This is a genomic window from Photobacterium sp. R1, assembly GCF_054600795.1.
Window position 1 is genome coordinate 12,818 of sequence record NZ_BAAHZP010000009.1, and the last position, 26,496, is coordinate 39,313.

General features: G+C 47.3%; 23 protein-coding genes. 18 read left to right on the forward strand and 5 right to left on the reverse strand.

Translation table 11 applies throughout. The features are described from left to right. Window positions 1-61: 61 nt before the first annotated feature. Together pdsR and pdsS are read left to right on the forward strand one after the other, a co-directional pair. Window positions 62-748 carry a proteobacterial dedicated sortase system response regulator gene (gene pdsR / locus ACYP03_RS15450; protein WP_459780827.1) on the forward strand — a complete coding sequence of 229 codons (687 nt, stop codon included), beginning with the start codon at window positions 62-64 and terminating at the stop codon, window positions 746-748. Then, window positions 736-2,937: a proteobacterial dedicated sortase system histidine kinase gene (pdsS, locus tag ACYP03_RS15455; protein ID WP_459780829.1), complete on the forward strand. Its 2,202-nt coding sequence runs from the start codon at window positions 736-738 to the stop codon at window positions 2,935-2,937. Before pdsR ends, pdsS begins: the two co-directional genes overlap by 13 nt. 22 nt (window positions 2,938-2,959) lie before the next feature. Here pdsS and ACYP03_RS15460 read toward each other — a convergent pair whose 3' ends face one another. Then, the gene (locus ACYP03_RS15460) at window positions 2,960-3,253 is read right to left on the reverse strand and encodes a hypothetical protein (RefSeq protein WP_330960126.1); all 294 of its coding nucleotides are present in this window, start codon (window positions 3,251-3,253) and stop codon (window positions 2,960-2,962) included. A 210-nt stretch (window positions 3,254-3,463) separates the two neighbouring features. Between ACYP03_RS15460 and ACYP03_RS15465 the strand changes: the two genes are divergently transcribed. The 4 genes from ACYP03_RS15465 to ACYP03_RS15480 all read left to right on the forward strand — a co-directional run bounded on the left by ACYP03_RS15465 (window position 3,464) and on the right by ACYP03_RS15480 (window position 6,046). Beyond that, window positions 3,464-4,375 carry a polyprenyl-phosphate transporter gene (locus tag ACYP03_RS15465; protein WP_330960127.1) on the forward strand — a complete coding sequence of 304 codons (912 nt, stop codon included), beginning with the start codon at window positions 3,464-3,466 and terminating at the stop codon, window positions 4,373-4,375. Window positions 4,376-4,506: 131 nt separating this feature from the next. Next, window positions 4,507-4,968 carry a hypothetical protein gene (locus ACYP03_RS15470; RefSeq protein WP_248142186.1) on the forward strand — a complete coding sequence of 154 codons (462 nt, stop codon included), beginning with the start codon at window positions 4,507-4,509 and terminating at the stop codon, window positions 4,966-4,968. Further along, on the forward strand, window positions 4,965-5,558 hold the full coding sequence (locus ACYP03_RS15475) for an SCO family protein (protein ID WP_248142185.1): 594 nt from the start codon (window positions 4,965-4,967) through the stop codon (window positions 5,556-5,558). Before ACYP03_RS15470 ends, ACYP03_RS15475 begins: the two co-directional genes overlap by 4 nt. A gap of 224 nt (window positions 5,559-5,782) precedes the next feature. Then, on the forward strand, window positions 5,783-6,046 hold the full coding sequence (locus tag ACYP03_RS15480) for an Lpp/OprI family alanine-zipper lipoprotein (RefSeq protein ID WP_027251090.1): 264 nt from the start codon (window positions 5,783-5,785) through the stop codon (window positions 6,044-6,046). 106 nt (window positions 6,047-6,152) lie between these two features. Here ACYP03_RS15480 and ACYP03_RS15485 read toward each other — a convergent pair whose 3' ends face one another. Both ACYP03_RS15485 and ACYP03_RS15490 read right to left on the reverse strand, forming a co-directional pair. After that, window positions 6,153-7,061 carry a L,D-transpeptidase family protein gene (locus ACYP03_RS15485; RefSeq protein WP_371929432.1) on the reverse strand — a complete coding sequence of 303 codons (909 nt, stop codon included), beginning with the start codon at window positions 7,059-7,061 and terminating at the stop codon, window positions 6,153-6,155. Between the two features lie 347 nt (window positions 7,062-7,408). Then, window positions 7,409-8,533, reverse strand: a complete 1,125-nt coding sequence (locus ACYP03_RS15490) for a fatty acid desaturase (protein ID WP_459780835.1) — start codon at window positions 8,531-8,533, stop codon at window positions 7,409-7,411. Between the two features lie 206 nt (window positions 8,534-8,739). Between ACYP03_RS15490 and ACYP03_RS15495 the strand changes: the two genes are divergently transcribed. The 5 genes from ACYP03_RS15495 (at window position 8,740) to ACYP03_RS15515 (ending at window position 12,112) form a co-directional block, all read left to right on the forward strand. Beyond that, the gene (locus tag ACYP03_RS15495; protein WP_330960129.1) at window positions 8,740-9,432 is read left to right on the forward strand and encodes a cupin domain-containing protein; all 693 of its coding nucleotides are present in this window, start codon (window positions 8,740-8,742) and stop codon (window positions 9,430-9,432) included. Between the two features lie 96 nt (window positions 9,433-9,528). Continuing rightward, window positions 9,529-10,539: a protein-methionine-sulfoxide reductase catalytic subunit MsrP gene (gene msrP / locus ACYP03_RS15500; RefSeq protein ID WP_459780837.1), complete on the forward strand. Its 1,011-nt coding sequence runs from the start codon at window positions 9,529-9,531 to the stop codon at window positions 10,537-10,539. Continuing rightward, a complete protein-coding gene (gene msrQ / locus ACYP03_RS15505) occupies window positions 10,539-11,195 on the forward strand; it encodes a protein-methionine-sulfoxide reductase heme-binding subunit MsrQ (protein WP_459780839.1) in 657 nt (218 codons plus the stop codon). The genes msrP and msrQ overlap by 1 nt, the downstream gene beginning before the upstream one ends. Window positions 11,196-11,209: 14 nt before the next feature. Continuing rightward, window positions 11,210-11,380, forward strand: coding sequence for a hypothetical protein (locus tag ACYP03_RS15510; RefSeq protein WP_459780841.1), 171 nt, complete (start codon window positions 11,210-11,212; stop codon window positions 11,378-11,380). 84 nt (window positions 11,381-11,464) lie between these two features. Then, window positions 11,465-12,112 carry a hypothetical protein gene (locus ACYP03_RS15515; RefSeq protein ID WP_459780843.1) on the forward strand — a complete coding sequence of 216 codons (648 nt, stop codon included), beginning with the start codon at window positions 11,465-11,467 and terminating at the stop codon, window positions 12,110-12,112. Between the two features lie 166 nt (window positions 12,113-12,278). On the opposite strand, the gene ACYP03_RS15520 is transcribed toward ACYP03_RS15515, so the two are convergent. Together ACYP03_RS15520 and ACYP03_RS15525 are read right to left on the reverse strand one after the other, a co-directional pair. Then, complete coding sequence (locus ACYP03_RS15520) at window positions 12,279-13,118, reverse strand: isopenicillin N synthase family dioxygenase (protein ID WP_330960132.1); 840 nt, start codon at window positions 13,116-13,118, stop codon at window positions 12,279-12,281. 258 nt (window positions 13,119-13,376) lie between these two features. After that, window positions 13,377-13,679 (reverse strand): hypothetical protein, encoded by a 303-nt coding sequence (locus tag ACYP03_RS15525; RefSeq protein WP_248142178.1) that lies wholly within the window; start codon window positions 13,677-13,679, stop codon window positions 13,377-13,379. 681 nt (window positions 13,680-14,360) lie between these two features. On the opposite strand from ACYP03_RS15525, the gene ACYP03_RS15530 reads away from it, so the two are divergent. The 7 genes from ACYP03_RS15530 to ACYP03_RS15560 all read left to right on the forward strand — a co-directional run bounded on the left by ACYP03_RS15530 (window position 14,361) and on the right by ACYP03_RS15560 (window position 26,408). Then, a complete protein-coding gene (locus ACYP03_RS15530) occupies window positions 14,361-15,005 on the forward strand; it encodes a glutathione S-transferase family protein (protein WP_459780846.1) in 645 nt (214 codons plus the stop codon). A gap of 324 nt (window positions 15,006-15,329) precedes the next feature. Beyond that, window positions 15,330-16,079, forward strand: coding sequence for a glycosyltransferase family 2 protein (locus tag ACYP03_RS15535; RefSeq protein ID WP_459780848.1), 750 nt, complete (start codon window positions 15,330-15,332; stop codon window positions 16,077-16,079). After that, window positions 16,072-16,773 (forward strand): TVP38/TMEM64 family protein, encoded by a 702-nt coding sequence (locus ACYP03_RS15540; protein WP_330960135.1) that lies wholly within the window; start codon window positions 16,072-16,074, stop codon window positions 16,771-16,773. Before ACYP03_RS15535 ends, ACYP03_RS15540 begins: the two co-directional genes overlap by 8 nt. After that, complete coding sequence (locus ACYP03_RS15545; protein WP_459780850.1) at window positions 16,727-18,448, forward strand: ArnT family glycosyltransferase; 1,722 nt, start codon at window positions 16,727-16,729, stop codon at window positions 18,446-18,448. Before ACYP03_RS15540 ends, ACYP03_RS15545 begins: the two co-directional genes overlap by 47 nt. 387 nt (window positions 18,449-18,835) lie before the next feature. Continuing rightward, the gene (locus ACYP03_RS15550; RefSeq protein ID WP_459780852.1) at window positions 18,836-21,181 is read left to right on the forward strand and encodes a two-partner secretion domain-containing protein; all 2,346 of its coding nucleotides are present in this window, start codon (window positions 18,836-18,838) and stop codon (window positions 21,179-21,181) included. Window positions 21,182-21,199: 18 nt separating this feature from the next. Then, on the forward strand, window positions 21,200-25,459 hold the full coding sequence (locus ACYP03_RS15555) for a DUF637 domain-containing protein (RefSeq protein ID WP_459780854.1): 4,260 nt from the start codon (window positions 21,200-21,202) through the stop codon (window positions 25,457-25,459). Next, on the forward strand, window positions 25,452-26,408 hold the full coding sequence (locus ACYP03_RS15560) for an Imm49 family immunity protein (protein WP_459780857.1): 957 nt from the start codon (window positions 25,452-25,454) through the stop codon (window positions 26,406-26,408). Before ACYP03_RS15555 ends, ACYP03_RS15560 begins: the two co-directional genes overlap by 8 nt. Window positions 26,409-26,496: the final 88 nt, after the last annotated feature.

Below are 26,496 nucleotides of genomic sequence, written 5' to 3' on the forward strand. Positions count from 1 at the left end.
TTTTTTAGCCCGGAAGTTGCGGTATAGTCTGCAATATCCAACTGCATAATTGATGTCACCAATGAAACACATAGCGATTGTTGAAGACGAAACCGCGATTCGCGAAAATTACATGGATGTGCTGAAAAAGCACGGCTACAACGTTCATGGATATGCCGACCGGCAACAAGCTCAGGCTGCATTTGATGTGAAACTACCGGATCTGGCCATTATTGATATTGGCTTAGGTCATGAAATCGACGGGGGATTTGCACTGTGCCAGTCATTACGCGCGCTCTCCCCGACGCTGCCAATTATATTTCTGACGGCCAGAGACAGCGACTTTGATACAGTCTGCGGACTTCGTATGGGCGCCGACGATTACCTGACCAAAGATATCAGCCTGCCCCATCTGATGGCCCGGATTGCAGCACTTTTCCGCCGGAGTGAACTTCTGGCTACACCGACTCCAGAAGACACACTTTTGTATCGTGAAGAACTGACTATCGATCAAAACAAGATGCAAATTTTCTGGCGTTCCGAGCCCGTGGATCTGACGGTGACCGAATTCTGGATGGTCTACGCACTGGCGAAGCGTCCCGGACATGTCAGAAGCCGCCAGGATCTGATGGATGATGCCAGAGTGGTTGTCGATGACAGCACAATAACGTCGCACATCAAACGGATCCGGAAAAAGTTTATGCAATGTGATCCCAGCTTCGACCAGATTCACACTGTCTACGGCATGGGGTACAGATGGGGAGCCTGATCACACGCCTGACAGCAGGACTGCGGCTCAAGATCATTATCATCGCCAGCCTGTTACTGACCTTACCCTGGTTCGGCTACCGGTTTGTGCTGGAAATGGAAAAACTGCTGCGTCAGGGGCAGGAACAGACGCTGATTGGCACTGCCAGAGCCATTGCAACTGCACTGAACGAACGTCCGGCACTGTTCAGCCAGCAAGCCAATTTTCTGCCCCGGGTTCAGCAGGGACGGGATCTGTACGTCTATGATCTGCCCGCTGCCATTCAAGTGGACGGTCATCTGGATGACTGGCCTTCAGACATGGGCGAAAAAATGCACTATTACAGTCATCCTTATGTGCTGTTCAGCCAGCAGGTCTATCCGAAGGGGTACACTGATTTTTACCTGATAACCGCCCGTCATCAGCAACAGATCTATGCCGCCCTGAAAGTGAACGACCCGCATCTCGTTCTTCGGCGGACAGGCAGCAATCGTGTTGACAGAAATGATCACCTGACACTGGCATTGACAACGCCCGAGGGCAAATTTGAACGCTATCTCATTGCACTGGATGCCAGCGGACTGACCTCTGTCTGGCTGATAAGTGACAATCCGGACACGCAGGAATCCTTCTTACCCGTAACAAACGTCACAGCCAGCTGGCAGCCTTCCGATACAGGCTACACACTCGAAATCGCACTTCCGGCGGATCTGTTGGGACAGCAGATGGCTGTCGCCATCCATAATGTTGACCATGCCACCAAACGAGACGTTGAAAGCATTATCGCAACCGCAAACACAAAGTCTGCTGATACTTTAGGTACGGTCCTGCTGCCATCACCGGACATTGAACAGATCGTCAAGGGCATGGGACACAGCAGTTCCCGGATCTGGGTTCTGGATCGCCACCAGCTTGTACTGGCGCAGTCCGGTGATATTCAGCATTCAAACGGGGTCTGGGCTACCTCAATTCGCTATGACGAAGAGGAACATGGTCTGGGCTCTTGGCTGGAACAGTATCTCCTGCGCCCGCTCTATTACACCTTTCCCCTCTCAGATCCCGTGCCTTTTGATGATCAGCCTGCCAATCCAGCCATGATTCAAGGGGTTCACGTCGATCAGGCACTTCATGGCCGCGGGTACGCGCACTGGCGCCCGTCCTCAGACGGAAAAGCCATGATTCTGTCAGCAGCCTATCCGATTTGGCTGAATGACACAGTGATGGGCGCAGTGGTTGTTGAAGAATCGACACAGGGCGTACAAACCCTGAAAAACAGAGCGCTGGAGAAGCTGTTCAATGTCCTGTTAGCCATTATTCTGATTGCCGCTATGATCCTGTTTCTCTTTGCGTCCAGTCTGTCCAGCCGGATCCGCCGTTTGCGTGATCAGGCGGAACAATCCATCGATGCTCAGGGGCGTATCCGGGATGCAATTGTCTCTTCCTCTTCCCGGGATGAAATCGGAGATTTATCGCGCAGCCTGGCAAATATGGTCAGCCGTCTAGGACAGTACAATCACTACCTCGAAAACCTGTCGTCACGGCTGTCGCATGAGCTGCGCACACCGGTGGCCGTTGTCCGCTCTTCACTGGATAACCTGGCGATGTCACAGCAACATGGAGAAGACGAAAAACGTTATATCGACCGAGCACAGGACGGTATCCGTCGGTTGGGTACCATTTTGTCCAGCATGACGGAGGCAACCCGGATAGAACAGAGCCTTCAGGGCGCTGACATGGAAAGATTTGCTTTCAATGAACTCGTCAGTGGCTGCATGCAGGGTTATCAGCTGGCATTCCGGCAGCATCAGTTCCGCGTTCAAATTCTGGAATCCCCCGTCTTCATTGAGGGAGCGCCGGACTTTCTGGCACAGTTACTGGACAAACTGATCGCCAACGCCACAGAATTCTCTCCGGTAGGCCACCCCATCGAGGTGACACTGTCACAAAAGAATCATCTTGCTGTTCTGACGGTCAGCAATCAAGGCCCGCTCCTGCCGCAAGATATGACGGATCAGTTACTGCATTCAATGGTTTCAGTACGCAGCCAGCAGCACCAATCCAAGCCCCATCTGGGACTCGGACTCTTCATTGCCAGATTGATCGCTGAATATCACGCAGGACAGATCGCCATCCGGAACCGAACCGACGGCCAGGGTGTTATCGTCACCATCACTTTGCCACTGAACGAGTCAGCAGCAAAACTGTCTTAGAATGATTAATGCGAACAGCCGGTTATTCCGGCTGTTCATCAAGGGTATCAACAGAAGGTTGAGATGCCGGGATATCTTCTGAAGAGGTTTCTGCCGGCAATTGAGTATCTGCCTGAGCCATCACCTCTTCTTCTTTGGCATACATAGTCAGATACTGGTTTTCACACACACTGGTCGTGACTCTGTCTGAACCATAGGTCTCAGTACACCGCTCCATATATTCTTCATAAGACATCAAACGGCTTTCAGACTGGGCGCCCGCGACGAACACTCCGGAAACAACCAGCGTCGCTGTCATCACACTGTTCCATTTCATCTTGCTTACCTCTACTGCAGCATGGGCCGTACAGACTCATACTTAGAGTTAAGCAAAAAGCCGGCAAAAAACGATCGATTCTGCAATAAATGACAATGATTTCACCTTGTGTCCCACGGAACAGACTTTGTTTCAACAAAGTGCTCATACCGTTTTGACACGAAGGCGGTATAATGCCTCCACTTTCATAAAAATTAATTCTGAGTCCTCATGAGCAACGTGTTTACTTTTTTAAAAGGATTAGCGATGGGCGCGGCAGACGTCGTTCCCGGCGTCTCCGGTGGTACGATCGCTTTTATCACGGGTATTTATGACACCCTGCTTGAAAGCATTCGTCGTATTAATCCAAGCCTGATCCGCCTGGCGCGGCAACAGGGCCTGAAAGCGGTACTGAACCACATTAATGCCGGTTTTCTGGTCGTCTTACTGACCGGTATTCTCACCAGCATCCTGACGCTGGCGCGCGTGATTACCTGGATGCTGCACACCCACCCGATTCCGTTGTGGTCGTTTTTCTTTGGTCTGATCCTGATTTCAGCCGTGCACATGTTTAAACAGGTGCAGGACTGGGGCCCAACCCGCCTGCTGAGTCTGCTGCTGGGTGCTGCTTTCGCCTATGGCATTACCGTGCTTCACCCGATCGATATGTCACCCACCAGCATGAATGTTGTACTCGCTGGTTCAATCGCGATCTGTGCCATGATTCTGCCCGGCATTTCCGGCAGCTTTATTCTGCTGCTGCTGGGTATGTACGCGCCGATACTGGCCGCTGCAAAATCGTTACAACTGGGGACTCTGGGTCTGTTTGCTACTGGCTGTGTGATTGGTCTGCTGTGCTTCTCACACCTGCTGTCGTGGTTACTCCGCAATTACCGTGACCTCACCCTGACTTTCCTGACCGGCCTGATGCTGGGCACACTGAACAAAGTCTGGCCGTGGAAAGAAACTCTGACCTGGCGGACCAACTCAAGTGGTGAGCAGGTGCCGCTGATCGAGCACAACCTGTCACCATTCAGCTTTGAGCAAATCACCGGCCATCCGGCTCTGCTGGGATACGCCATTGCTGCGATGGTACTGGGTATTTTGCTGGTCTGGGGACTGGAAAAATTTGCTGAGGAATAACTTCTCGCATAAGAAATCCTTCATCACAGGCCACCTTCGGGTGGCCTGACTTTTATCAGGCTGCGACAGAGGAGGAAAGCGTGCTACCATACAGGCGTTTTTTGTTTACACCTGATGACTTTGGGGGATAAATGTCCCACACGCTCCAATTCAAAACATGGTCTGTGCCATTCAAACTGATCCTGGCCTTCGGACTGGGATTTGCCGCAATTGAGTGGCTGCCTGGGCTGGTAACTCAATCGTCAGAATTCGACAGCGCCCTTGCCTGCCAGCTGAGTCAGCAACACTGTCAGCAGCAGGATGCCGTCATTCAGATGAGTGATGATATCGTCCGCCCCTTACAGCCCACCACAATCACAGTTCAGTGGCCGCAACTGCCTGCAGAAACGAAAGCCTTACGGCTGACGCTTGAAGGCCGTGAAATGATGATGGGTCAGTATCAGTTACAATTAACGCGCCAGCCGGATAACAGCTTTTCAGGTGAACTCCTGCTTCCTTTCTGCACCGAAAATGCCATGACCTGGCAAGGGAGTATCACCCCGGATTCTGGTTCCTTTTCACCGCTATACGTTTCCCTGAGGATGACACAGTGAAATATCAATGGATAATCCTGGCCGTTGCTCTGATTGCCGGCCTCGCTACCCGTTACTTTGTCGATAACCACGATGCCAATGTCGCTGCAGCGGAGCAATCCAGCGGCCAGCTGGAAAGCGGCAAAGACACGATCAACCTGTTCAACACCGATGATGATCGTCTGCGCGTTGTCTATTTTGGTTATACGCACTGCCCGGATGTCTGCCCGACTTCTCTTGCTATCCTGGGCGCTGCGCTAAAAGCCGTGTCACAGGAACAACTCAATAAAGTCTGGCCGGTATTTATTACATTAGACCCGGAAAGAGACACACCGGAAAAAAGCGCTCAATACGCGCAATATTTCCATAAAGATATTACCGGGATGACGGGAACTCAGTCGCAAACACAATTATTGGCGAAGAAATATGGCGTGCTCTATATGAAAACAGCTCAGGAAGACTCGGCGCTGGAATATTCTGTCGACCACAGCTCTTATTTTTACCTGCTGAAACCAGACGGCACCCTGATGGAAAAAGTCCCGCACACTTTAAATCCGAATATTCTCGTAGACGCCATCGCGAAGAATGAACGTCTCTTATTTGAGAATTAACCAATAAGATTTGACATATCATTCACATAGGTTGCATTGACTCAGAAAGCGAAAAGCCGCATTCTTGCTGTCGCCCACGGGCTTTTTCTCGTCTTTGAGAGAATTTTTTTTGGGAAAAAAGCTTCTTGGATGAGCAATTTGAATAACATATGCCATACTAACTCTGCCGACTGAAAAATTTTACACTCGGTCTGTAGTGGCAAAACAAAGGAGAAGAAAGAAAAATGAACCGTTCATTATCTATCCTTACTGGTATCATTCTGAGTGCAACTTTGATTGGCTGTTCCAGCTCAGATGAAGTAGACCAAATGCAACAACTAACCAACAAAGTAGATATGCTTTCTGACCAAGTAGGCGCTCTGCAAAGTCAGCAAGATCAGATGGCCGGCGCAGTCAATGACGCTCGTGCATCTGCTGATGCTGCTTATCAGGAAGCAATGCGTGCTAACCAACGTATCGACAATATGGCTAGCTCGTATCGTAAGTAAGTCAACCGACAAAAAGAGTGGGGCCTGCGCTCCACTCTTTTTTTATGCCTGTTAAAAAAGAAGGCCGCAATTGCGGCCTTTTTTCGTCATCCTTTCATCATCAGATTCAGTCCAATGCGACCGGGATGCCTTCCTGCGATTCCAAAGCCTGCGACAGCTTTGAAACAGCCTGATGATCACTCTCCACTGCATTGACCAGTGAACGCGGCGGGTTCACAACCTTCGCAGTTCCGGCTTCAGCTTCGCTCTTAGACAGAGGCTGATGCACTTCAACATACAAACTGCCGTCTGGCTCACGGGTTTCTTTCAAAGGCTGATTGATCACCCTGACCTTTGTCCCCTGATTCACCCGGGGGAAAAGCCATTCAATATCCCAGGGATTCATACGGATACAGCCTGAACTCACCCGCATGCCAATCCCAAAATCTTTATTGGTTCCGTGAATCAGATACTCACCCCGGCTGTGTGCCAGACGCATCGCATACTCACCCAGCGGGTTATCCGGACCAGCCGGGATGACCGCAGGTAATTCAATACCGCGTTCTTCTCTGTACTCTTTGCGGATATTCGCCGTTGGTGTCCAGGTCGGGCCAACAATCTTCTGACTGATCGACGTCGTCATCACCGGTGTTTCACGCCCAATCCGGCCGATACCAATAGGGAATACATAGACGGAGTCTTTGTTCGGCGGGAAATAGTAAAGACGCAGCTCAGCCAGGTTAATCACGATCCCTTCATGGGGAACATCCGGCAAAATGAGCTGGGTCGGAATCGTCAGCATCGTGCCAGGTTCCGGCAAAAACGGATCCACACCTTTGTTCGCTTCCATTACGGCCAGGAAGCCAACATCAAAGTAGTTCGCGATATCAGCGATACTCTCTTTTTCATTTTCAGGGACCTGATAATACTCCACGGAACCAACCAGCTTGCTGCCGTTGGCTGGCAGTGGGTATTCAATAGCATTTGCTCCCATTGAAGCTAAGCCAATCAAAGTACAAAGCAATGTACGATACACGGATGCGCCTCCAAATCGATGGTGTCTGTTAGGGGATCAGTCACGATTCACTTGATTTTTCACCCAAAAAGCTGGAAACAGACTCTTAATTATTATGGCAAAGTTTGATCTTTACTCAGTCAGTGACACGACTTTTCTCATTTATGACACAAACTGAGATGACCATCACTCAATCGCAAGATTACAAATTTAATGCCAGTGTACTTCTGTCCGGTATCCATCGAGTCAGATTCACGTCAAAAAAGTGGCGCTAATAAAGAATATTTTTATGAAATAGAGGAAGCAGATAACAAAAAAAGCGGGCAATGCCCGCTTTACTGTACAACGATTAAAGTTTTCAGACTGGCTCAGGCATACTGTGCCGTCAGTGATTTCCAGGAGCGTCGCTGCTGTTCCAGCCGGGCTTTCATCTCCTGATATTGCTGAACAATCTCCAGACTTTCATACTGCGCTCGCAATGTCTGTTTTTTCGCTTCCAGCACCTGCTTTTTCGTAGCGTAGTAGTCAGAAATCTTCTGCATTAATATTTCGTATTCAGATTCAACTTTCTGCAGCACAGCCAGACTGTCTGAACGTTCATTCAAACGCGTCTGCATCCGTTTCAGCATCATGGTCGCTTTGGCTTTTTCTATTTTATCCTCCGGGCAGGTCCGCAGGTTTCGCGCCATGCCCAGCCACGCTAAAGTGCGGATCAGCCATTTGGTCGGATCAAACTGCCACCAGCGAATACCGTTCCGGTAGTCATTCTCGAAGATATGGTGGTAATTATGATATCCCTCACCAAAGGTCAGGAAGGCCAGGAAACCATTATCCCGGGCGGTGTTTTTATCTGTATAAGGCTGTGCACCCCAGATATGGGCCAGTGAATTGATAAAAAAGGTTGTATGGTGACTCAATACCAGACGCACAACTCCCACAAGAAGCAGTGCTCCCCAGACATCACCATGCAGTAAACCGAAAAGCAGCGGAATACCAAAGTTCGTCGCGATTGCTAGCGGTACATAATATTTGTGCTGCCACATGACAATCTTATCTTTTTGCAGATCACGGCAGTTCTTGTAATCCGTATACCGGTGTGCCTGATATTCCCGCAGCATCCATCCGATATGGCTGTAAAAGAAACCCAGTTTCGCGGAATACGGGTCAACATCGTTGTTATCAACATGCTTGTGGTGAATCCGATGATCAGACGACCAGTGCAGGATACTGTTCTGCAACGCAAAAGCGCCGCCAATCGCATAAATAAAACGCACCACAGCATTCGCTTCATAAGCTTTGTGTGACCAGAGTCTGTGATAACCGGCAGTGATAGACATGCCACAGTAACTGAATGCAGCAAGCAGCATCAGCCCCTGTTGCCAGTCAAAACCAACGAAATATGCGTATAAGGGAGCACCGACCGCAGCAATTGCAAACGTGACGGTAAAGATCATTACATTCAGCCAGATAATCGGCGGTTTGGGATGTGCCATGTCATTCTCAGTCATTCAGCGTACAACTGTGCGCCAGAATACCAGTGTTCCCGCTCAGGTCAATCGTAAAACTCTGCGATTTGCTGCTCCGTATCACATGCTTGCATTCTGTGTGCGCCAAAAACAGTCAATCCAAGAGACTGCCTCAGCCTGGCCAGTGCTTGACTACACTTTAGGGGAAACACAGACAATCCGGAGAAATCACCATGGAACCGCGATCAGACGCCCCCTTCCAACCCATCAATATGGACAGAAATCAGCGTGTGGTCATCAATACCCTGGCACAGGACTGGACACCTTCGCCGGCCTCCGGTGTCTGGCGTATCCCGCTGGAGCGGGAGGCAGCAGAAGCAGGGCAAGTCACCAGCATTGTCCGCTATGAACCCGACACACACTTTTCATCCCATTACCATCCGAACGGTGAAGAAATATTCGTCGTCAACGGCATCTTCGAAGATGAATTCGGCACCTATCCTGCAGGGACTTATCTGCGAAACCCTGCCCGAACCCGTCATGCGCCGGCCAGCCAAAGTGGCTGCATGCTCTATGTCAAACTGAACATGTTTCCCGAGGGTGATCAGGAAACGCTGAGAATCGATACACATAATGCACGATGGCAGCCCGGCCATTACACCGGACAATCCGTTCTGCCCCTGCATGGTTTCGGTTCAGATAAAACCATCATGATTCAATGGCAGGCCGGTGCCAGCCTGCCGAAACAGATTTACGAAAGCGGCCTGGAACTTTTCATTCTGGCCGGCAGTTTTCAGGACGAATGGGGTGAATACCGGCAAGGCTACTGGCTTCGAACACCACCAGGCAGTTATCACCACCCGGCAACGCAGGAAGGATGCCTTCTGCTGGTCAAAACCGGCCACTTCCCGCACGAGCAGACCTGATCAAAGGTCTGCTTTTTTCCAAACTCATGAAATTTATCCGCGACGTCCGGGTCATGTCTAACACACCTGTCTTTAACTGCTGTCAAAGGAAATCCAATGATTATCAAGTCCAAGCCGTCATGGGCTATCAGGGAAAGTGATGTCACACCAGAATCTGTCTACCAACAACGACGTGACATTCTGAAAAAACTGGGCATTACACTTGCGACGCTGCCTCTGGCCACTCAGGCGCAGGCCGGTCTGTTCGATGTTTTCAGCAGTGATGACAAAATCCCGGATCGTCGCCGGGCATTACAAGCCCGTCAATCGGCGCAGTTTCACCCGAATTTGTCTTTAACACCTGAAGACAAAATCCTGAAATACAATAATTTTTATGAATTCGGCACTGATAAATCCGATCCTGCTGAGCGGGCGGCCAACTTTATCACTGACCCATGGCAAGTTGAGATCGGCGGCATGGTCTCCCGCCCTGTTACGCTGGATTACGATGATATTTTCAAACGCTATCCGATTGAAGAGCGAATCTATCGGTTACGTTGTGTGGAAGCCTGGTCGATGAACGTTCCCTGGATTGGCTTTCCGCTGGCATCATTACTCAGACAGGCCCAGCCGACCAGCAACGCAAAATACGTGGCCTTTCAGACACTCTATGATCCGAAACGTATGCCGGGACAGGCGTCCAGAAGGATCGGGGGTGGTATCAACTACCCTTATGTCGAAGGTTTACGTCTGGATGAAGCCATGCACCCGCTGACCCTGATCGCGGTTGGTCTGTATGGCAAAACGCTGGCACCGCAAAATGGCGCGCCGCTGCGCCTGGTTGTGCCCTGGAAATACGGCTTTAAGAGTATTAAATCGATTGTCAAAATTACGCTGACCGACAAACAGCCACCCACAACCTGGAATCAGATAGCTCCGAATGAGTATGGCTTCTATGCCAATGTGAATCCGAAGGTGGATCACCCCCGGTGGAGTCAGGCCAGTGAACGATTCATCGGCGAAGGGAATCTGTTCAGCACCCGTCGTCAGCTCACTCAAATGTTCAACGGTTACGCGAGTGAAGTCGCCAGTCTGTACAAAGGGATGGATCTGAGGAAATTTTATTAATGCAAAAACCTACATTCAGCCTCAAAAGCATCAGGCTCAAACCCGGCCATATCACCGCCATCAAGACCGTGATTCATTTGGTTTCGCTGAGTTTTCTCGCCTTATTGATCTTCAGGGCGCTCAGCGAACAACTGGGCGCCGATCCGGTACAGGGATTGAGTCACTTTACCGGCAAGGCTGCATTGAACACACTATTCATCACACTGCTGATCTCACCGATTGCAAAATGGTGGAAACAGGGGGCACTGGTGAAAGTTCGCCGGGTTTTGGGCCTCTACAGCTTTTTCTGGGCGCTCTTGCATTTACTGGTTTACGTCCTGCTTGACCTGAATCTGAACTGGTCCCTTCTGGCCAGTGAAATTGCGGAGCGACCTTATCTGACAATCGGAGCAGTCTGCTGGCTGATCCTGTTTGCTCTGGCGATCACTTCAACCCAGGGCATGCAAAGGCGTTTGGGTAAACGCTGGCAACAACTACATTACTGGGTGTATCTGGCGGTCCTGCTGGCTCCGATTCATTATTACTGGTCGGTAAAATCCAATATTACAGAGCCAGCTCTTTATCTGGTTGGAGCTTTGATTTTACTGAGCTTCCGCCAGAAAACGTTCAGACGCTGGCTCCCCAGATTTTTCACTCAGACATCAACTGAAACCTGATCACCGAATCAGCAATGGCAGGCAAAACGCTAAGAAAGCGGGAAGATGAAGTCATCTCCCGCTTTTTCTTCATCGGTGTTTGTATGAACATCACACGGATATACTGCTCTTATCAGGGGCAAAGCGCGAAAATGGCTGGTCAGATGCATAAATTTGATACAGCTTCAGGTTATTCAGCCACATAACACTTTTCTGCCACCCAGTCTGGCAATATGATAGTGACACAATGAAGGCCGTCTTTGATCCAGCCCTGCATAAGGTTTACGTTTTTGATCAACAAGTTTATCAGCGTCAGTATCGAGCAATTCCAGACTGACTGCTTACAGCTTTGTACACAACACTATCCCACGGTCCACAACCGTGGCATGCGTGATCGCCATTTAGGACGGCTCATGTGCCGCCGTATTCTGGCAACACTCAAAAACGAAGGCATTGAAGCCAGCCTTGAACAACTGCAAAACGACGACGTGATGATGCCGCCTATTTTTCGGATACAGACGCCCGAAAACACCCTGTGGGTCATCGCACATCGTTTACAGAGTGCGAACACGGCACGACGCTCTGCACTCTTCCAGGCGATCGAACTGACGCTCAGCCACTTGAATCACAATGAGAATAATCAACTGTTGCTGCTTGCTGACCACTGGTTTGACCGCAGCAAAGCCAGCAAACAGCTCGCTTCCTGGTGGTTGGGACAAATGCCGGCCAATATTCAGGGGTATCTTCAGGACGGCATCAAACTGATTCCCAGTGAGCAGACTCTGGGCGAACAGCTTGAAAGTCAGTTTGGTCTGTCTGAAGGCGATACCTGCATGCTGCATCCTTTGAAAAGACTGCACAGTCAGCAAACTTTGCACCGTTATGCAGTGATGACCGCCTATTTTACCCGCGTATCCATGTCCGTATCCATGTCATAGACCGATTTCATTCGCACGACATCCACCCAATGTTTCAGTACCACAGCCGCATAACAGCACCATGCAATCCCATATATGTCATTCCTGAGGCGCAGCACTTCCCGTCGCTATATGAATTCCAATAAAAAACGCCAGCTCGAAAAGCTGGCGTTTTTTATCGTCAAAATCAGATCAGGCCCAGTTCTTTCAGGCGCTCCATCAGATAACTATGAGCGGTGTACTTTTCAGAAAGAACAACCTCAGGTTTCGGATGCAGGAACAAAGGCAGAGAAATACGTGATTTCGTTTTATCTGTGCCTTCCGGGTTAATCACACGGTGTGTGGTTGACGGGAAGTAACCCCCGGAAGCTTCCTGAAGCATATCGCCGATATTAATAATCAGGTTGCCGAACTCACATGGAACATCCAGCCAATCACCGTTTTTCGCTTGTACCTGTAAACCCGGCTCATTTGCTGATGGGAGTACGGTAAGCAGGTTGATATCTTCATGCGCACCGGCACGAACTGCACCCAACTCTTCATCCCCTTTCAGCGGCGGATAATGCAGCACACGCAGCAACGTACTGTCACTGTTTTCAATCATGCTCGACAGCGACTGCGAATACAGGGCAGAAACTTCAGCAGGCGAGTGTTTTTCAACCCAGGATAACAGCGTAGAAGCCAGCGCATTAGCCTGGTCATAATAATTCTGCAGCTCTGCTTTCAGTTCTTCAGGACACTGACCCCAAGGGTAATAGTGGAAAAACTCTTTGATATCTTTCTGAGTGTGACCTTTTGCCGTTTCAGAAACTTCAGACGGGAACAATCCATCCTGTGTTTCAACGTTGAAGCGGTAGTCATACTTTTCTTCAGAATCAAAAAAACGTTGCCAGTTTTCGTAAATTGAACTGACCAGTTCCTGTTGCAGCGGGTGATTTTTCAGGACACCGAAACCGGTCTCGCGCAGAGATTCAACAAAACGTTCCTGTGCGTCGGGTGCGGTAAAATCAATAGCTTCTAATTTCATTGTGTTCTTCTTTTATACGGTAGGGCGTAGATTTTCTTGATGCCTTTTTCGCATCATGTGGAGGGAATTCTAGACGTTCACCCTAACGTGAACAACCCACAAGTCAGAGCCTGACAGAAACAGAGAGTTGATAGAAATGGACAATCAAACGATTGCCTAACCGATTGCGCTTCAGATTGAAACACTTCCAGGATGCGACACAAATAAAAACCCTGCCGAAGCAGGGTTTGCATTTCTGATTTTGATGCTGATAATCCGTCACAGATCACGCATTAGCAACTCAAATTCATCTTCTGCAAGTTCGATTAATTTGGCCAGTTCCCGGGCATCATCACTGGTCATATCAACTTGCCAGCGTACACATTCACCACCGGCATGATTGCGGCAAACTAACTCAGTTCTTTTGCCGTTCGATAAAAAGGAAAGTTCCTCGAACTCTGCCTCAAACTTATCATGTTCTTCCATGATTTCTACTTCTAGAAAGCCAGTCGGGATAACTCTGACATCCAAATGATAACCCTTACCGCCTGGCATCAGGTATTGCCGGTGTTCAGCTAACATCCTCCTTTCCTCCACTCTGTTGACTCGCAACTAATAGTGTAGTCAAAGATTCTGAAGCGCGAGTAAATTCTTCCCGTCGCAAGCATTGGCTAACATCAGGAAAAATAAGGTTTTTCTGCAGCATTCCAGAAAATATTCAAACCTTATCAAAAACGATAATCGGCTGAAACTGTCAAGTTATTCTAGGTCATCACATGGGTACTCAATACTTTGGCTTCAGGCAAATCTCAGCTGCCACACCAGCAATCAATCAGATTGCACACCATACATACACGACTTACTGATGATCCGTTGTCATCAATTCTTCATATCAGTGAAGTCTGTCTTTCACAAAACACATGATTCAATCCTGAGACAGACGGGTAAATCTTCTCTGGCATCCATCCCCAAAAAGGCAGACGACAACCACATAGACGGACCTGATCTTTGCATGTCGGTTACAACTTGCATCAGACATCACAGAGATAAATGAATCGCAAGCCAGCAGAAAACACTGCAAGCCGTTTTAATCTCAGCTTTTGTGACACAACGCCTGTTTCTTTGCTCATGTCACTAAAAGGCTCGACTACAGTGGATATAAAACCAGACACACAAACGTTCAATGAATCGATTTATTTTTCGTGTCTGAACCTCTGTCGGTCGCAATAAAAATTGACCTGATAAAGAATGAAGGAGCTGGCTATGACCACTGTCTATGGAGTGCAATTTTCTCCTTTCGTCAGAAAGGTGCTTCTGGTTTTGCAAGTAAAAGGAGTTCCCTACTCAAATCCTCAGGTGAACCCGATGGATCCGCCAAAAGACTTTGAGCGGGTCAGTCCGCTGGGCAAGATTCCCGCTTTTGAAGATGACAAAGTCCTGCTTGCTGATTCTGCTGTCATTTGTGATTACCTCGAACAGCGGTATCCGGAGAACCCTCTCTGCCCCAGTGATTTGGTCGAACGTGCGAGGGTCAAATGGCTGGAAAAATATGCGGATACCGAGGTGGTTTCTGCACTTGGCCCGATTTTCTTTGAGCGCGTACTGAAGCCTTTAGTCTTACAGCAAATGCCAGATGAAGAGAAAATCAGCAACATTATGTCTCAATCGATTCCGGGTATTTTTGACTATTTGGATAACCAGTTACACGGGAAGAAAAAGTTCCTGCACGGCAATGAATTGACGATCGCAGACATTGCAACCACGACTCATTTCATCAATCTGAGCTATTCAAAGATAGAAGTCGATGCGACAAAATGGCCAAACCTGGCATCCTACCTGAAACAGATGACTGAATTACCCTTATTCAAATCATTTATTGAAAGCGATCAGCTGTTATACGCCGAATAACAGACATTCAATTCATATCACAATCAGGCAGTAAATAAGCTGCCTGATTGATTCACCTAGTAAATATAAAGACTTGTAAAAAGAATTATTCTTATTTCATAAAACACCAAATATTACGTTGCATCATTCAAACACCAAAAAACCGACGTACCTCTCAGCCATCCGTTTGATTTGTCTGCTATAGATATAAATAATTCATTCCCGAGAAGGATAATAAAACATTCAAACACCGCTGATATGCTGGTGCTTGACCCGACTTGTTGTGAATCATGCTGATAGCCAAGTATGGAACGCTGTTTTATGCATTACATGGAGTAAAATGCTGTGCCCTACCCGTTTATTTCTGCAGTAATACCCGCCAAAGATGAAGCAATGAACCTGCCGAAACTTTTGGATGAAGTCGTCGCCTCGTTAACCGGTCTCTGCCATTTTGAGATTGTTGTCGTTGATGACGGCAGTTCAGACAATACCTATTCAACCTGTGAAGATTGGGGAAAATCTCATTCGGATATCCTGCTCACTATCGTGAAGCATCAGCGTTCTGTCGGTCAAAGTACTGCATTATTGTCCGCTGTGAATCAGGCACAGGGCAAATGGATCGTCACCATGGATGGCGACGGGCAAAACGATCCCGCTGATATCCCCGCTTTGCTGGAAGCTGCAGCACAACAACAGCAATCTCATTTCTGTATCGCCGGATACCGACATAATCGGCAAGATACTGAATGGAAACGCTTTCAGTCCCGTTTCGCCAACGCCATTCGTCAGGCGGTGCTGAAAGATGGCGTGAAAGACACCGGATGCGGCCTGAAACTCATCCCCAGAGAAACCTATCTGGCCTTACCATACTTTGACCACATGCACCGTTTTCTTCCGGCACTGATCCGTCGTCTGGGCGGTGAAGTAGCTGTTGTCCCAGTCAATCATCGTGGCCGTTGGGGCGGTACATCCAAGTACAATGCGCTCAACCGTGCGTGGGTTGGACTGGTCGATATGCTGGGCGTGGTCTGGCTCAGCCGACGTGCCAGAAATCCGCTTATCGAAAAAATCAGTCAGTCAGGCGCAAATGAATAAATTGTATGTCAAAGCAGTGATCACCCTCTGTGGCCTGTTGTTGCTCTATCTCATCATTCGCAATGACTGGATTCCGCCGCTGAGTGATCACCACGTCATCGCGCAATGGCTGGACCATGCAGGCCTCCTGAAATGGCTGTCACTCTATCTTTCTGCGACCCTGTTCATTGGCATCGGCGGCCCCCGTCAGGCAATTGCTTTTCTGTTTGGCTTTCTGCTGGGCGGACCTGTGGGTGTCATCGCAGCCCTGATGGTCAGCTTAATCGGTTCACTGTGCTGCTTCTATATGGCGCGTTCAGTCCTCCACCCCATGCTGGAGCGACGTTTCTCCAAGTATCTGCAAGTCTTTGAGAAGTCACTGCAACGTAATGCCACGTTAAAGATCATGGTGATTCGACTGCTCCCCGTCGGCAGTAACTTATTTACGAATCTGTTTTCAGGTGCCTGTAACCTTCGGATCAGTGCATTTGTGTTGGGTTCTGTTATCGGCTTCTTACCGCAGACAGCGGTATTCGCTATGGCTGGCTCAGGGGTACGACTCTCCGACCATAACCAAATGACAGTCAGCATTTTGCTGTTTGCCATTTCCAGTGCGCTGGGCATTTATCTCTATTTCCACCGGGAAAAAACGACCAAGGATGCGACGAATGCTATCAAATCCGGCTCAAAACATTACGACAACAGAACAAGATAAATCGTGGGATAGTCTGACTATCCTGCTGTTTGCAATCGCCATCCTTCTGCTTTTCTGGGGCATTGGCTGGCGCTCTCCCTGGCCAGCGGACGAACCCCGTTTTGCCGAAGTCGCCAGAGAAATGGTGGCGACCGGACACTGGTTTTTCCCGATGCGGGGTGGAGAACTGTATCCGGATAAACCCCCGGTTTTCATGTGGAGCATTGCCCTGTTTTACTGGCTGACCGGTAATCTGAAACTGGCTTTTTTGCTGCCGAATGCGCTCTGTGGGCTGCTGACGCTTACTCTGGTCTGGGATTTAGCACGTCGCCTGTGGGGGAACAAAACTGCCCGTACGGCGTTGTTTCTGCTCATGCTGGCGCCTCAGTTTTTCATTCAGGCCAAAAATGCCCAGATTGATGCCATGGTCGCCTGCTGGATTACTGTGTCGTGCTATTGCCTGATCCGCCACTTTTTTCTGGCCCCTAACTGGCGCTTATATTATCTCGCCTGGGCCATGATGGGACTGGGCGTCATCACCAAAGGCGTTGGCTTTTTACCCGCGTTAATGCTCATTCCTATTGCGCTCTACGCTTTTCCGCAACGAAAAGAACTACCGCCGGCTTTTCAGAAAAAGGCCTGGTTCGGACCACTGTTCATGCTGGCCGTTATTCTTGCCTGGCTGATTCCATTGCTGCTCATCACCAGTGGCAATGACGATCCTCAGTTCCAGGCCTACCGCGATAACATCCTGTTCAAACAAACCGCAGAACGCTATGCAAACTCACTTGGTCATGTGCAGCCCTGGCACTATTTCATTTCATCCGTAATCCCCGTGTTCTGGTTTCCGTTACCATTTATGGTCATCGCATTCTGGAAATCACTTCGTGAAAGCTGGAAACAGTATCCGGTTATCTGGGTCATCCTCAGCTGGGTTGTGCTCGTGGTCCTTTTCTTCAGTCTCAGTCCCGGTAAACGAGGCGTTTATGTGCTCCCCGCACTGCCAATGTTTGCACTCGCACTGAGTCCGGCAGTCAATCTGCTGGATCACAAACGTTGGCTGCACTGGCTGATGGTTGGATTGATGACATTAATCGGCGTTGTTATGTTTGCCGGCGGGATTGCAGGAATTGCCCAAATTGAAAAAGCAGTCCGTGAACTTGAAGAGCAAACTCTGCAAGCGGGCCTGATGCTTTTCACCTGCGGATTGATCTGGTTGGGGACACTCTGGTTCAGACGCAACAAAAATGCATATCTGACCCTGGGGGGACTTCTGGCCGTAACCTGGCTGATTTTTGCCAGCTGGGGATATCATTTGCTTGACCCAAATCGTACCCCGAAAGCGCTGATGGCTAACATCGCACATACAATTGGTACTGATGCTGAGCTCGGTTTAGTGAACTTTAAGGAGCAGCATATCCTATTCTCTCCCGTGACCGTCACTCATTTCAGTTATCTGGCTCCCATGCAGGAACAGGAAGAAAGGGCTTGGGCCTGGTTACATGACAGCCCGAACCGATACATTCTTATTCCCGATTCAGCCAGTGTCCGCTGTTTTACCCTCAGCAAAGGCCAGGACATGGGAGAAGCCCACCGGAGGCACTGGATCCTTTTTGATGCCACCACGGCAGAGCCCCAATGCGATGCACCAGAAAGCATGCGTAAATTTGTCACGCAGCGTCCCTACCCCTGGTGAAATACCACCGTACATAACAACAGCCTGGCGTGTTCGCTTCAGGCTGTTTAATTTCCCTACTATTTTCAGCAAATAATCCGTCTGGTTGTTTTTCAGACAAAGCAATCGACAATATCAACCTGAAGCTTCCCCTTTCAATTCTCCAGCCACTCCCAAAAGCTCTCTGAAAATGACCATGAGCAGTTCAAACCAATTGAACATACAAATCACGAATCAAAAACAACACTTCCATCTCCTTTGAAATGAATCATCTTGCACATCAGTTTTCCAGCGAGTAATATTCACTCATTTTCACAAAAACTGGGAGTAATGTTTTAATTTCAGATGGTTAACCTTTAATCAACACATACTAAATAAGCATTTATCAATTCAGGTTATACAAATATCATGACACGAAGATACCGAAAATTCTGGCCATCAACCTTGATGCTCACTTCAATTTTTTTATTGCCCTCTTTTACGTTTGCATCACTGACTTCAACCAATACCAAAATCATTTCATCAAAACATTCAGACCCTCAGAAAGAAGAAACACTTGTTTTCATGGAAAAGCTCAGTCCTGAAGGAACAGCCAACGTCCAAGTCAGCAGTGACGGTAAAACCGTCAAGCATCTGTTATTAGTAAACAACCCGATTCTGAATAAAGGTGTCAAAAACCAACCAACGAAAGTTACGATCATCCACAACACCTCTGCCACACCTTTATCCATTGGTGAAGTTGAAGTTCTTGGGCAACCGAGCGATATCATCATTGCCAGTCCTTCCGGACTTATCTGCGATTCCTGCGAATTCAAAAATACCAAACGCGTTGTGCTGACGACAGGCTCTCCTTCTTTCAGCCAAGGTAATCTGACAAAGATCAAAACACAGAAAGGTGCTCTGGACATCATTGGTTCGGGTCTGAGAACACAAGATGCTGTCTTTGTTGATTTATTAGCCCAAAGAATCAACGTCCAGGGTGATATTAATACTTTCACTAGAGCGAATAAAAACACCACAGGAAATTATGAAGTGGCACCTGAGGGCGGAAATTTGCTTGCATCGCAAGGCAATCTTCAGTTAGTTACTGGGAATACTGAACTGTCATATGAAAAGGGTGATATCAACATCGCAAATGCCAGTCAGACTGGTACTGCTCTGACAATGCTGGGGGATATTAAAGCCGGAAATGTCTTGATTCAGACAACCAGTTTAAATGCAAACATTACATTGAAGAGTAACATTTCAACCTTAGGAGACGTTTCACTCGTCAATACCTATCAAGACAAAACAGTTTTCCCTGGTGGGAACATTCATATTAAGTCATTCGGCTCATTAATACTGAGTGAAAATAAACTGCTGACGAAATCAAATGTGATCCTGGAAGCAAGTAATATATCTATCATTCCAAAAGAGGAATACAAAGATTACAGTATTAAAGCAGGAGACATTGAAATTTCTGCTGAGAACTCACTCATAATGAAAGGACTAATTTTTGCAGATAATATAAAAGTTGCTGCAAACATGGTGAGCAATTTAGGCGGAGAATTATTTGCCCGTGATTCGCTCTATGTCAATGGCATCAGCTATATAAAGAACAACCATCAAGGTATATTTGTTGGAAGCAATGTCGCATTAAGCAGTAACAACTCCATCATCAATGGCATTCTAGATCCCTGGCAATGTGTAGGTGTTGAGACTTTTGGTCACAGTGCACAGAGTAAAAGCAGTACGATTCAAATTGGTACTGGTGTTGGGTTAATCAAAAATTTCATCAATCGATGCACAACTAAAAGCATAAAAAAAGACTGGACATTAGAAGAAAGAAAATCAAGTATTTATGGTTTTAACCTTTCATTAAGCGCTCCAGAAATCATTAATTCGAATCCATATATCAAGCAACGTAAAGAATATAAAAACCCTGAAATTAAAATGGAGATCACAGATTCAACGCCAGTATCAATTTCAGCTGAAAACGCTCTAGTCATTCAAGCTAAAAATTCTTTTAAAAATGGTTCTGGCGTTGTCGAAGTATTAAATGGAAACATGTCAATTGACTCTCCATCAATAAATAACCAACGTTATTACATTGAAGGAAAAAGTCACGAATACTATCAATCTAAAACTTTCCCTGCTGAAACTGTGCGCAAATGTAAAGCGCTTGAAGCAGATTTAAAAAAACATCATCATGTGGACTATCAAAGATTAGATGAGTTTTATAGATATTTCTTAGGCTCAAACTCCAATCTTCCGATTGATCAAGCTATACATGTGGTGAAAAGAGTCGAAGAAATATATATCAAACCATGCAAAGAATATATTGACGCCATCTACAAAAATAAAAACACCAAAGAGAAAGTCTACACACAATATGTATCAACACTGTCCCCTGTCGCTCGTATGCTGGTTGCAGGGAATGTTACCTTTAACGGAAACAAATTTTACAACGAAGCCAGTAACGTTGAAATTTGGGGTGAAATGAATGGAAAGCTGAATGAAATAAAATCTCTCGGATTAGCACTAAATGAAAAAATCATCAGAACTACAGTGACTCACCACTCGCGCCGTTATTGTTCAAGACGTGTATTAGGTGCTTGTATCAAACGAAAAACAGAACGATGGACAACAACCTCTGAAAAACTCATCAAAGATGAAACCAAAGGCCAGTTCCCAGCTCTCTTTGAAATCAACAAAGCTAATATTAATGTCGCAAATGGTAAAGTCACAACTGGCAATATCACTTTCGGAAAATAATCAGGGATGATCATAAAAATGAACAAAAAAAACCATTCCACACTGATGCAGGCTGAAAAATCACCGGTCTGGAGAAAAGCAACTGCATCTGTTTTAACCTGGGTGATTCCGATGCAACTGGCTTTTCCAGCTTATGCAAACATTCAGCTGACCAGAGATGTGAATAAGCTCCAGTCAGCGCTGGATTCATCAGCACGGTATCAGTTAACCAGCCGGGTCTCGGGTCATCTTTATGAAGAAGTATTCATGTCACCTTTATCAGATATATTTGATGGCTTCGGTTATTTCTACCAACTGGCTGCATCAAAATATCCGAAAAAATTTAGTGATATGAAATGGGTACCCATCGGTGTAGGTGAGATCACAACAATAATTCCTGCCGCACCTCCAAAGCCTTTATTTATCGGCACACCTTATGTTGAGAGAGACATCATCCGCCTGCAGCTCAACCAAATTCTGAACCGAAGTTATATCGTTGGTGAAGGTGATTATGACAATTACAATGACATGATCAAGTCACTCTATGACAATGCTCTGATACTGATAAAAGAAAAAGGCTACAAATTTGGCCAAAACCTGACTTCAGCTCAAATCAATAGTATTTCCAGCGATGTCATCTGGCCTGAATTCAGAACATTGCCAACCGGGAAAAAAGTCGTCATTCCTTTCGTTTATTTATCAAAAACAACCATTGCAACGAATAAAGTAAGTAAAACAACCTTTAGTGTTGGTAATGGTATGGTCAATGCCGGAAGCTTTACAGTTAACGGTGGTGATGTTATCGCCAGACGAAACCTCTTCATTCAAACCAAACAGGATTTCATTAACAACCAAGGCAATGTCAAATCCCAGGGAAACCTGAAAATCCAGGCAGGGAATAACATTGAAAACTACTCCGGCACCATTCAAGGCCGTGATACAAAGCTGATTGCGAATGCAATTAGAAATGAAACTTTAGTCTTCCGTCACGAATACGAATACGGATATTCTGAATTAGCGGGTAACCTCGCCAAAATTACCGGATTAAATTCACTCAACTTAACAACTGCAGCTGATGTGATCAGTAAAGGCGGACAATTTGACTCACAAGGGACACTTCACATCAATACAGGTGGCAGCGTTCAACTCCTAACGCAGGAGGTTCGCCAGCAACATGCACAGTCGGGCAAGAGGTGGACAGACTCCAGTCAGTCGTTAGTGAACTTACAAACCAAACTTTCAGCAGTCGATATTATTTCAATCATTGCCAATGAAAAGATCATCACGCAAGGTGCAATCATCGAAAGTGAAGGCATGCTGGAGCTGCTGGCGGGTGAAGGGATTTACTTAACTGCTGCACAAAATGAATACAGCTGGAGCAAATCATTTCAAAGTAAAACTGGGGGTGTTTTCGGAACCAAAGAGAAAACAGCAGAAAGCGAACAACGTGCAGAAGTTGTTCGTACACTGCTCCGTGCCGGAAATGACATTACGTTAAACACACAAATTGGCCCAGTGACTTTACGTGCAGTTGAGGTCGACAGCCAGGGCGTCACCAAAATCATTGCTGACAATATCGATTTTGATTTAGAGCTTGCCAATCATGTTTACAGTTATGAGGAATCCTATGAAGGATCGCTCAGTTTCAGATTTCAGGGACATGGCTTTAAAAAACAAATCGCATATTACAACCTGTTCAGAACCCAGGGTGGTCTCATGCTGGATGCCAGACACGGTATCAAAGTTGAGTTCCCCACTTTACCAGACCAGCAATTCGTCGATTTAGACAGCTACATCGATCAATTGGCAGTCACGGATGGTATGGAATGGCTGAAGCAAGTCAAAGACTCACCAGATGTGAACTGGCAGGAAGTGAAACTCATCCTGGATGAATGGGACTACGACCAAAGTGGTTTGACCCCTGCGGCCATGGCGATTCTGGCTGTCGCAATTGCTGTAGCAACCGGAGGTGCCGGTGTTGCAGGTCTCATGGGCGTCACCAATACGGTCATGGCCGCTGCAGTCAACAGCCTAGCTTTCCAGGCATCTGCGTCACTGCTTGCAAATGGGTTCAACATCAAGTCCACCCTCGACCAGATGGCCAGTTCTGAAACAGTCAGGTCAGTTGCGCTTTCTGCAGTCACTGCTGGTGTTCTGGAAAAGTTAGATACCTCTCTGTTTAATGATGCCAGCAGTGCAGCTTCTGATGCTCTGGGGAATGGGATGGCAGGCTCTATCGCAGAGCAAGCAACCCAGCAGGTCTTCCATACGATTGTTGCCTCTCAGCTAGAAAGTCTGGCTAACGGAGACGGATTACGCAGCTTAAAAGATATTGATGAGACGTTCATCCACGCACTGGCCAGTTCAACAGTCAATGTCTTGGGTAAGAGTCTGGCCAACCAGATTGGTGCCGCAAGCCGTGGCATTCGTCTGAATGAACAAGGCGATATCATTGAATCCGGAGTCGACCCGATCTCTGCCGGTGCGAAATATATCGCACATGCTGCGTTGGGCTGTGGCTTAGGCTCCATGACAAACAGTATCAATGGCTCAAACCGTAAAGGCATCCTTTCTGGTTGCATGAGCGGCGCCGCTGGCGGTGTCATTGGTGAATATATTGCTGAAAAATATAAAGAAGATATTGGCTACAAGGAACAGATCGACAACATTCAGGGCAGCACCGAAGCATTCGCTGCAAAAGTCCTGACCCAAATGCAGAAAGAAAACGGCCAAATCTCCAAAGCTGAATTTGATCAGGAAATTGCTCGACTCCAAAAAATGGGGGCTGATATTTCCAGGCTGGTGAGTGGTCTCATGATTTTCGCAGCTCAGGGTGATGTCGAAGCAGGCATGAAAGCTGCCGGAAATGCTGCAGAAAATAATGCTGCGTTTCTGCTCTGGTTACTTGCTGACACCCTTTATACAGCTGCAATCGCTGCCAGTGCTTATCTGGCTATCATGGAATTACCCGATTTATTGAAGTCAGCAACTGATGTTTATGGCTTACTGAAATCTGATAACCCTGAAGACAGAAAAAAAGCCACTGAAGAGCTCAAACGAATTGCGTATGAAAATGCCGTCAATTCAATTGAAGAGGGTGTGCTTGATAAAGCCAAACACATCATGGGATGGAAAAAAACAATTGCCGCAATGACAACTCTCGAAATTCTCGAGCTGTTGAATGGCCAGTATAGTGACATGGATATGTCCGCTGGCGTGGAGCAATTAGCTGACCTGCTCAGGATGGTGAAAAACGATAAGCACCTGATGGATAAGCTGAGTCACGATGCGCCTCGCTCTGGCTTTGGTTCAGGTGGCGATCCAAATCATTCAGGAGGAGACAAAAAACCGAATAAGCCCATCGAACAACTGACAGATACGGATATCAAAGACCTTTACCAGGCGCATATTGATTCAGTCGGAAAAGTCACGATTTCGCCAAGTAAATTCGAATACTTCGTCCGAAATGGTTGGGAGTATGAAAACGGCAGAGGCTGGCATAAGCCTGAAAGTGGCAATACAACCAAAGTACCACCAACCTTCAAAAACGACATCATCAATGGTGTTGATACAAGCAAACCGCTCAACGCGGTGGATGCCTGTCGTTTCCCGAACTGTGATGGTGAACTGAAAGCAACCTATAGCATCGACGGGCAACCCAAAGAAATGTCAGTTTCTCAGCTCGGTGAACTGCGCCAAAAGGCAAAAGCGACCAAAGAGGCAAACAAGTCTCAGGAAACGCCGGCCCAGCAGGAAGCCTTTGTTGATGCCAGCATTGAAATGAACAATCTGAGTCACACGATTGGCAAACTTACGGGTGAAGCCGTGATCCAGAATCAGCTGTTCGTTGAAGGTCACAACGGTGTGAAGCGCGTGAGTAAACTTCAGGCTTCCTACCCTGGCAGTAAGAAGGCGAATGACCAGTTTGACGACATCTATCTGATTGAGCATGATGATGGCAGCGAAAAGCTCATATTTGCGGAGTATAAAGGGGGCTCAAACCCATCCGACAACTGTCGTGTTATTGGCAGTGACTGTTTTGTTCAGGGGCACAGAGAGCACACAATTGATACCATTAAGGCGATGAAAAAATGGAACAAGGACGCAAACCGACATTCTAATACCGTCGACCCGGATGAACTGGCATTGCACAACGAAACACTTAAAAAGATTGAGCAGCATATGAATAGCAATGAGCCAAATGCTTCCTTCATCAAAATCACGACAAAACTGAATTCAGATGGCTCACTAAAAGCCAACGGCACTACTGTGGATTATAAGGAAAATGCTTTTGAATAAGGTCAACTCGCTTAACCATCATATATTGGAAGAAGAAGCAAATGATGGACAAATGCAAGAGCGCCTCAATAATTGGCTAACCCCATTAATAGCCAGAGAGATGCCCCCAGAAACTCTTGAAGGTTCTGCATCAGATGCATATCAAAATATCTTGAGTTTAAGATTAGAGCCATGTTTGAACACACTTGGAATGCTCTTAGTAAAAGGTGCCCCTAAAGATCAGATTATATGGTGCCTGAAGACATACCGTGATGTTGGTCTGGCCTATTACCGACTGGTATTTAATCAAGGAGACTTTGTCCCCTTCAGCATCAACCAGTATGAATACGAAGGTGTCGGTAAGCCAACGGATCACCGCCTGAATCTGGATGACTGGGTATTGGTGTTTGCCTGCTGTTTGATTCTTCAGGATTATTCGGGCGCCTATGAATTGTGTGAACTAAATGAAGCGCACATTGATCTGGATGCAAGGCAAAATGGCCCTTCAAACCGGGCGTTTGATAAAGCCATGCTCAACCTGCTGAAAGGCATTCTGTACCCTGACGCAGATATCAATGCTTTGCTGGTCGATGCAGCAGAAAAAGTGTTCAAGCCTGAATGTGTCGGCCATGAAGCAAGGCAGGAAGCAGTGAATTACAAATTCTTGCCCCTGATTCCGCTCATACATGCCATGTACAGTCCGAACCGGGAAACAGCATATCCAGAAAAGCTTCAGGCTGCACTGGAAGATCACAAAACGTATTTCGGAAGTGAGGATGAAGCCTACGATTCAGGCTATTGGTTTGCGATGACCATTACTGGTCTGGCGGCACTTGCTTATCACCGCTGGGGATTGGAACCGCAAATAGAGACGCTGTACATGCCGGAATGGATCGTGAAAGAGCCGAATATTGACTCGTCACGTCGTTCTTATCGGGACGTGTTTGGTGATCAGTACGATCAGGACTGACTCTCAGGTTTTGATTCCGTGAATCAAAATCGCTGAATCTGTCTGAGTTGAAAAATCCGGGTGTATACCCGGATTTTTTTATGCGCTG

What these genes read in the sequence shown, in the direction of transcription:
- pdsR (WP_459780827.1), top strand. Translation starts at nt 62, where the DNA reads ATGAAACACATAGCGATTGTTGAAGACGAAACCGCGATTCGCGAAAAT.
- pdsS (WP_459780829.1), top strand. Translation starts at nt 736, where the DNA reads ATGGGGAGCCTGATCACACGCCTGACAGCAGGACTGCGGCTCAAGATC.
- ACYP03_RS15460 (WP_330960126.1), bottom strand. Translation starts at nt 3,253, where the DNA reads ATGAAATGGAACAGTGTGATGACAGCGACGCTGGTTGTTTCCGGAGTG.
- ACYP03_RS15465 (WP_330960127.1), top strand. Translation starts at nt 3,464, where the DNA reads ATGAGCAACGTGTTTACTTTTTTAAAAGGATTAGCGATGGGCGCGGCA.
- ACYP03_RS15470 (WP_248142186.1), top strand. Translation starts at nt 4,507, where the DNA reads ATGTCCCACACGCTCCAATTCAAAACATGGTCTGTGCCATTCAAACTG.
- ACYP03_RS15480 (WP_027251090.1), top strand. Translation starts at nt 5,783, where the DNA reads ATGAACCGTTCATTATCTATCCTTACTGGTATCATTCTGAGTGCAACT.
- ACYP03_RS15490 (WP_459780835.1), bottom strand. Translation starts at nt 8,533, where the DNA reads ATGGCACATCCCAAACCGCCGATTATCTGGCTGAATGTAATGATCTTT.
- ACYP03_RS15495 (WP_330960129.1), top strand. Translation starts at nt 8,740, where the DNA reads ATGGAACCGCGATCAGACGCCCCCTTCCAACCCATCAATATGGACAGA.
- msrP (WP_459780837.1), top strand. Translation starts at nt 9,529, where the DNA reads ATGATTATCAAGTCCAAGCCGTCATGGGCTATCAGGGAAAGTGATGTC.
- msrQ (WP_459780839.1), top strand. Translation starts at nt 10,539, where the DNA reads ATGCAAAAACCTACATTCAGCCTCAAAAGCATCAGGCTCAAACCCGGC.
- ACYP03_RS15510 (WP_459780841.1), top strand. Translation starts at nt 11,210, where the DNA reads ATGGCAGGCAAAACGCTAAGAAAGCGGGAAGATGAAGTCATCTCCCGC.
- ACYP03_RS15520 (WP_330960132.1), bottom strand. Translation starts at nt 13,118, where the DNA reads ATGAAATTAGAAGCTATTGATTTTACCGCACCCGACGCACAGGAACGT.
- ACYP03_RS15525 (WP_248142178.1), bottom strand. Translation starts at nt 13,679, where the DNA reads ATGTTAGCTGAACACCGGCAATACCTGATGCCAGGCGGTAAGGGTTAT.
- ACYP03_RS15530 (WP_459780846.1), top strand. Translation starts at nt 14,361, where the DNA reads ATGACCACTGTCTATGGAGTGCAATTTTCTCCTTTCGTCAGAAAGGTG.
- ACYP03_RS15540 (WP_330960135.1), top strand. Translation starts at nt 16,072, where the DNA reads ATGAATAAATTGTATGTCAAAGCAGTGATCACCCTCTGTGGCCTGTTG.
- ACYP03_RS15545 (WP_459780850.1), top strand. Translation starts at nt 16,727, where the DNA reads ATGCTATCAAATCCGGCTCAAAACATTACGACAACAGAACAAGATAAA.
- ACYP03_RS15550 (WP_459780852.1), top strand. Translation starts at nt 18,836, where the DNA reads ATGACACGAAGATACCGAAAATTCTGGCCATCAACCTTGATGCTCACT.
- ACYP03_RS15555 (WP_459780854.1), top strand. Translation starts at nt 21,200, where the DNA reads ATGAACAAAAAAAACCATTCCACACTGATGCAGGCTGAAAAATCACCG.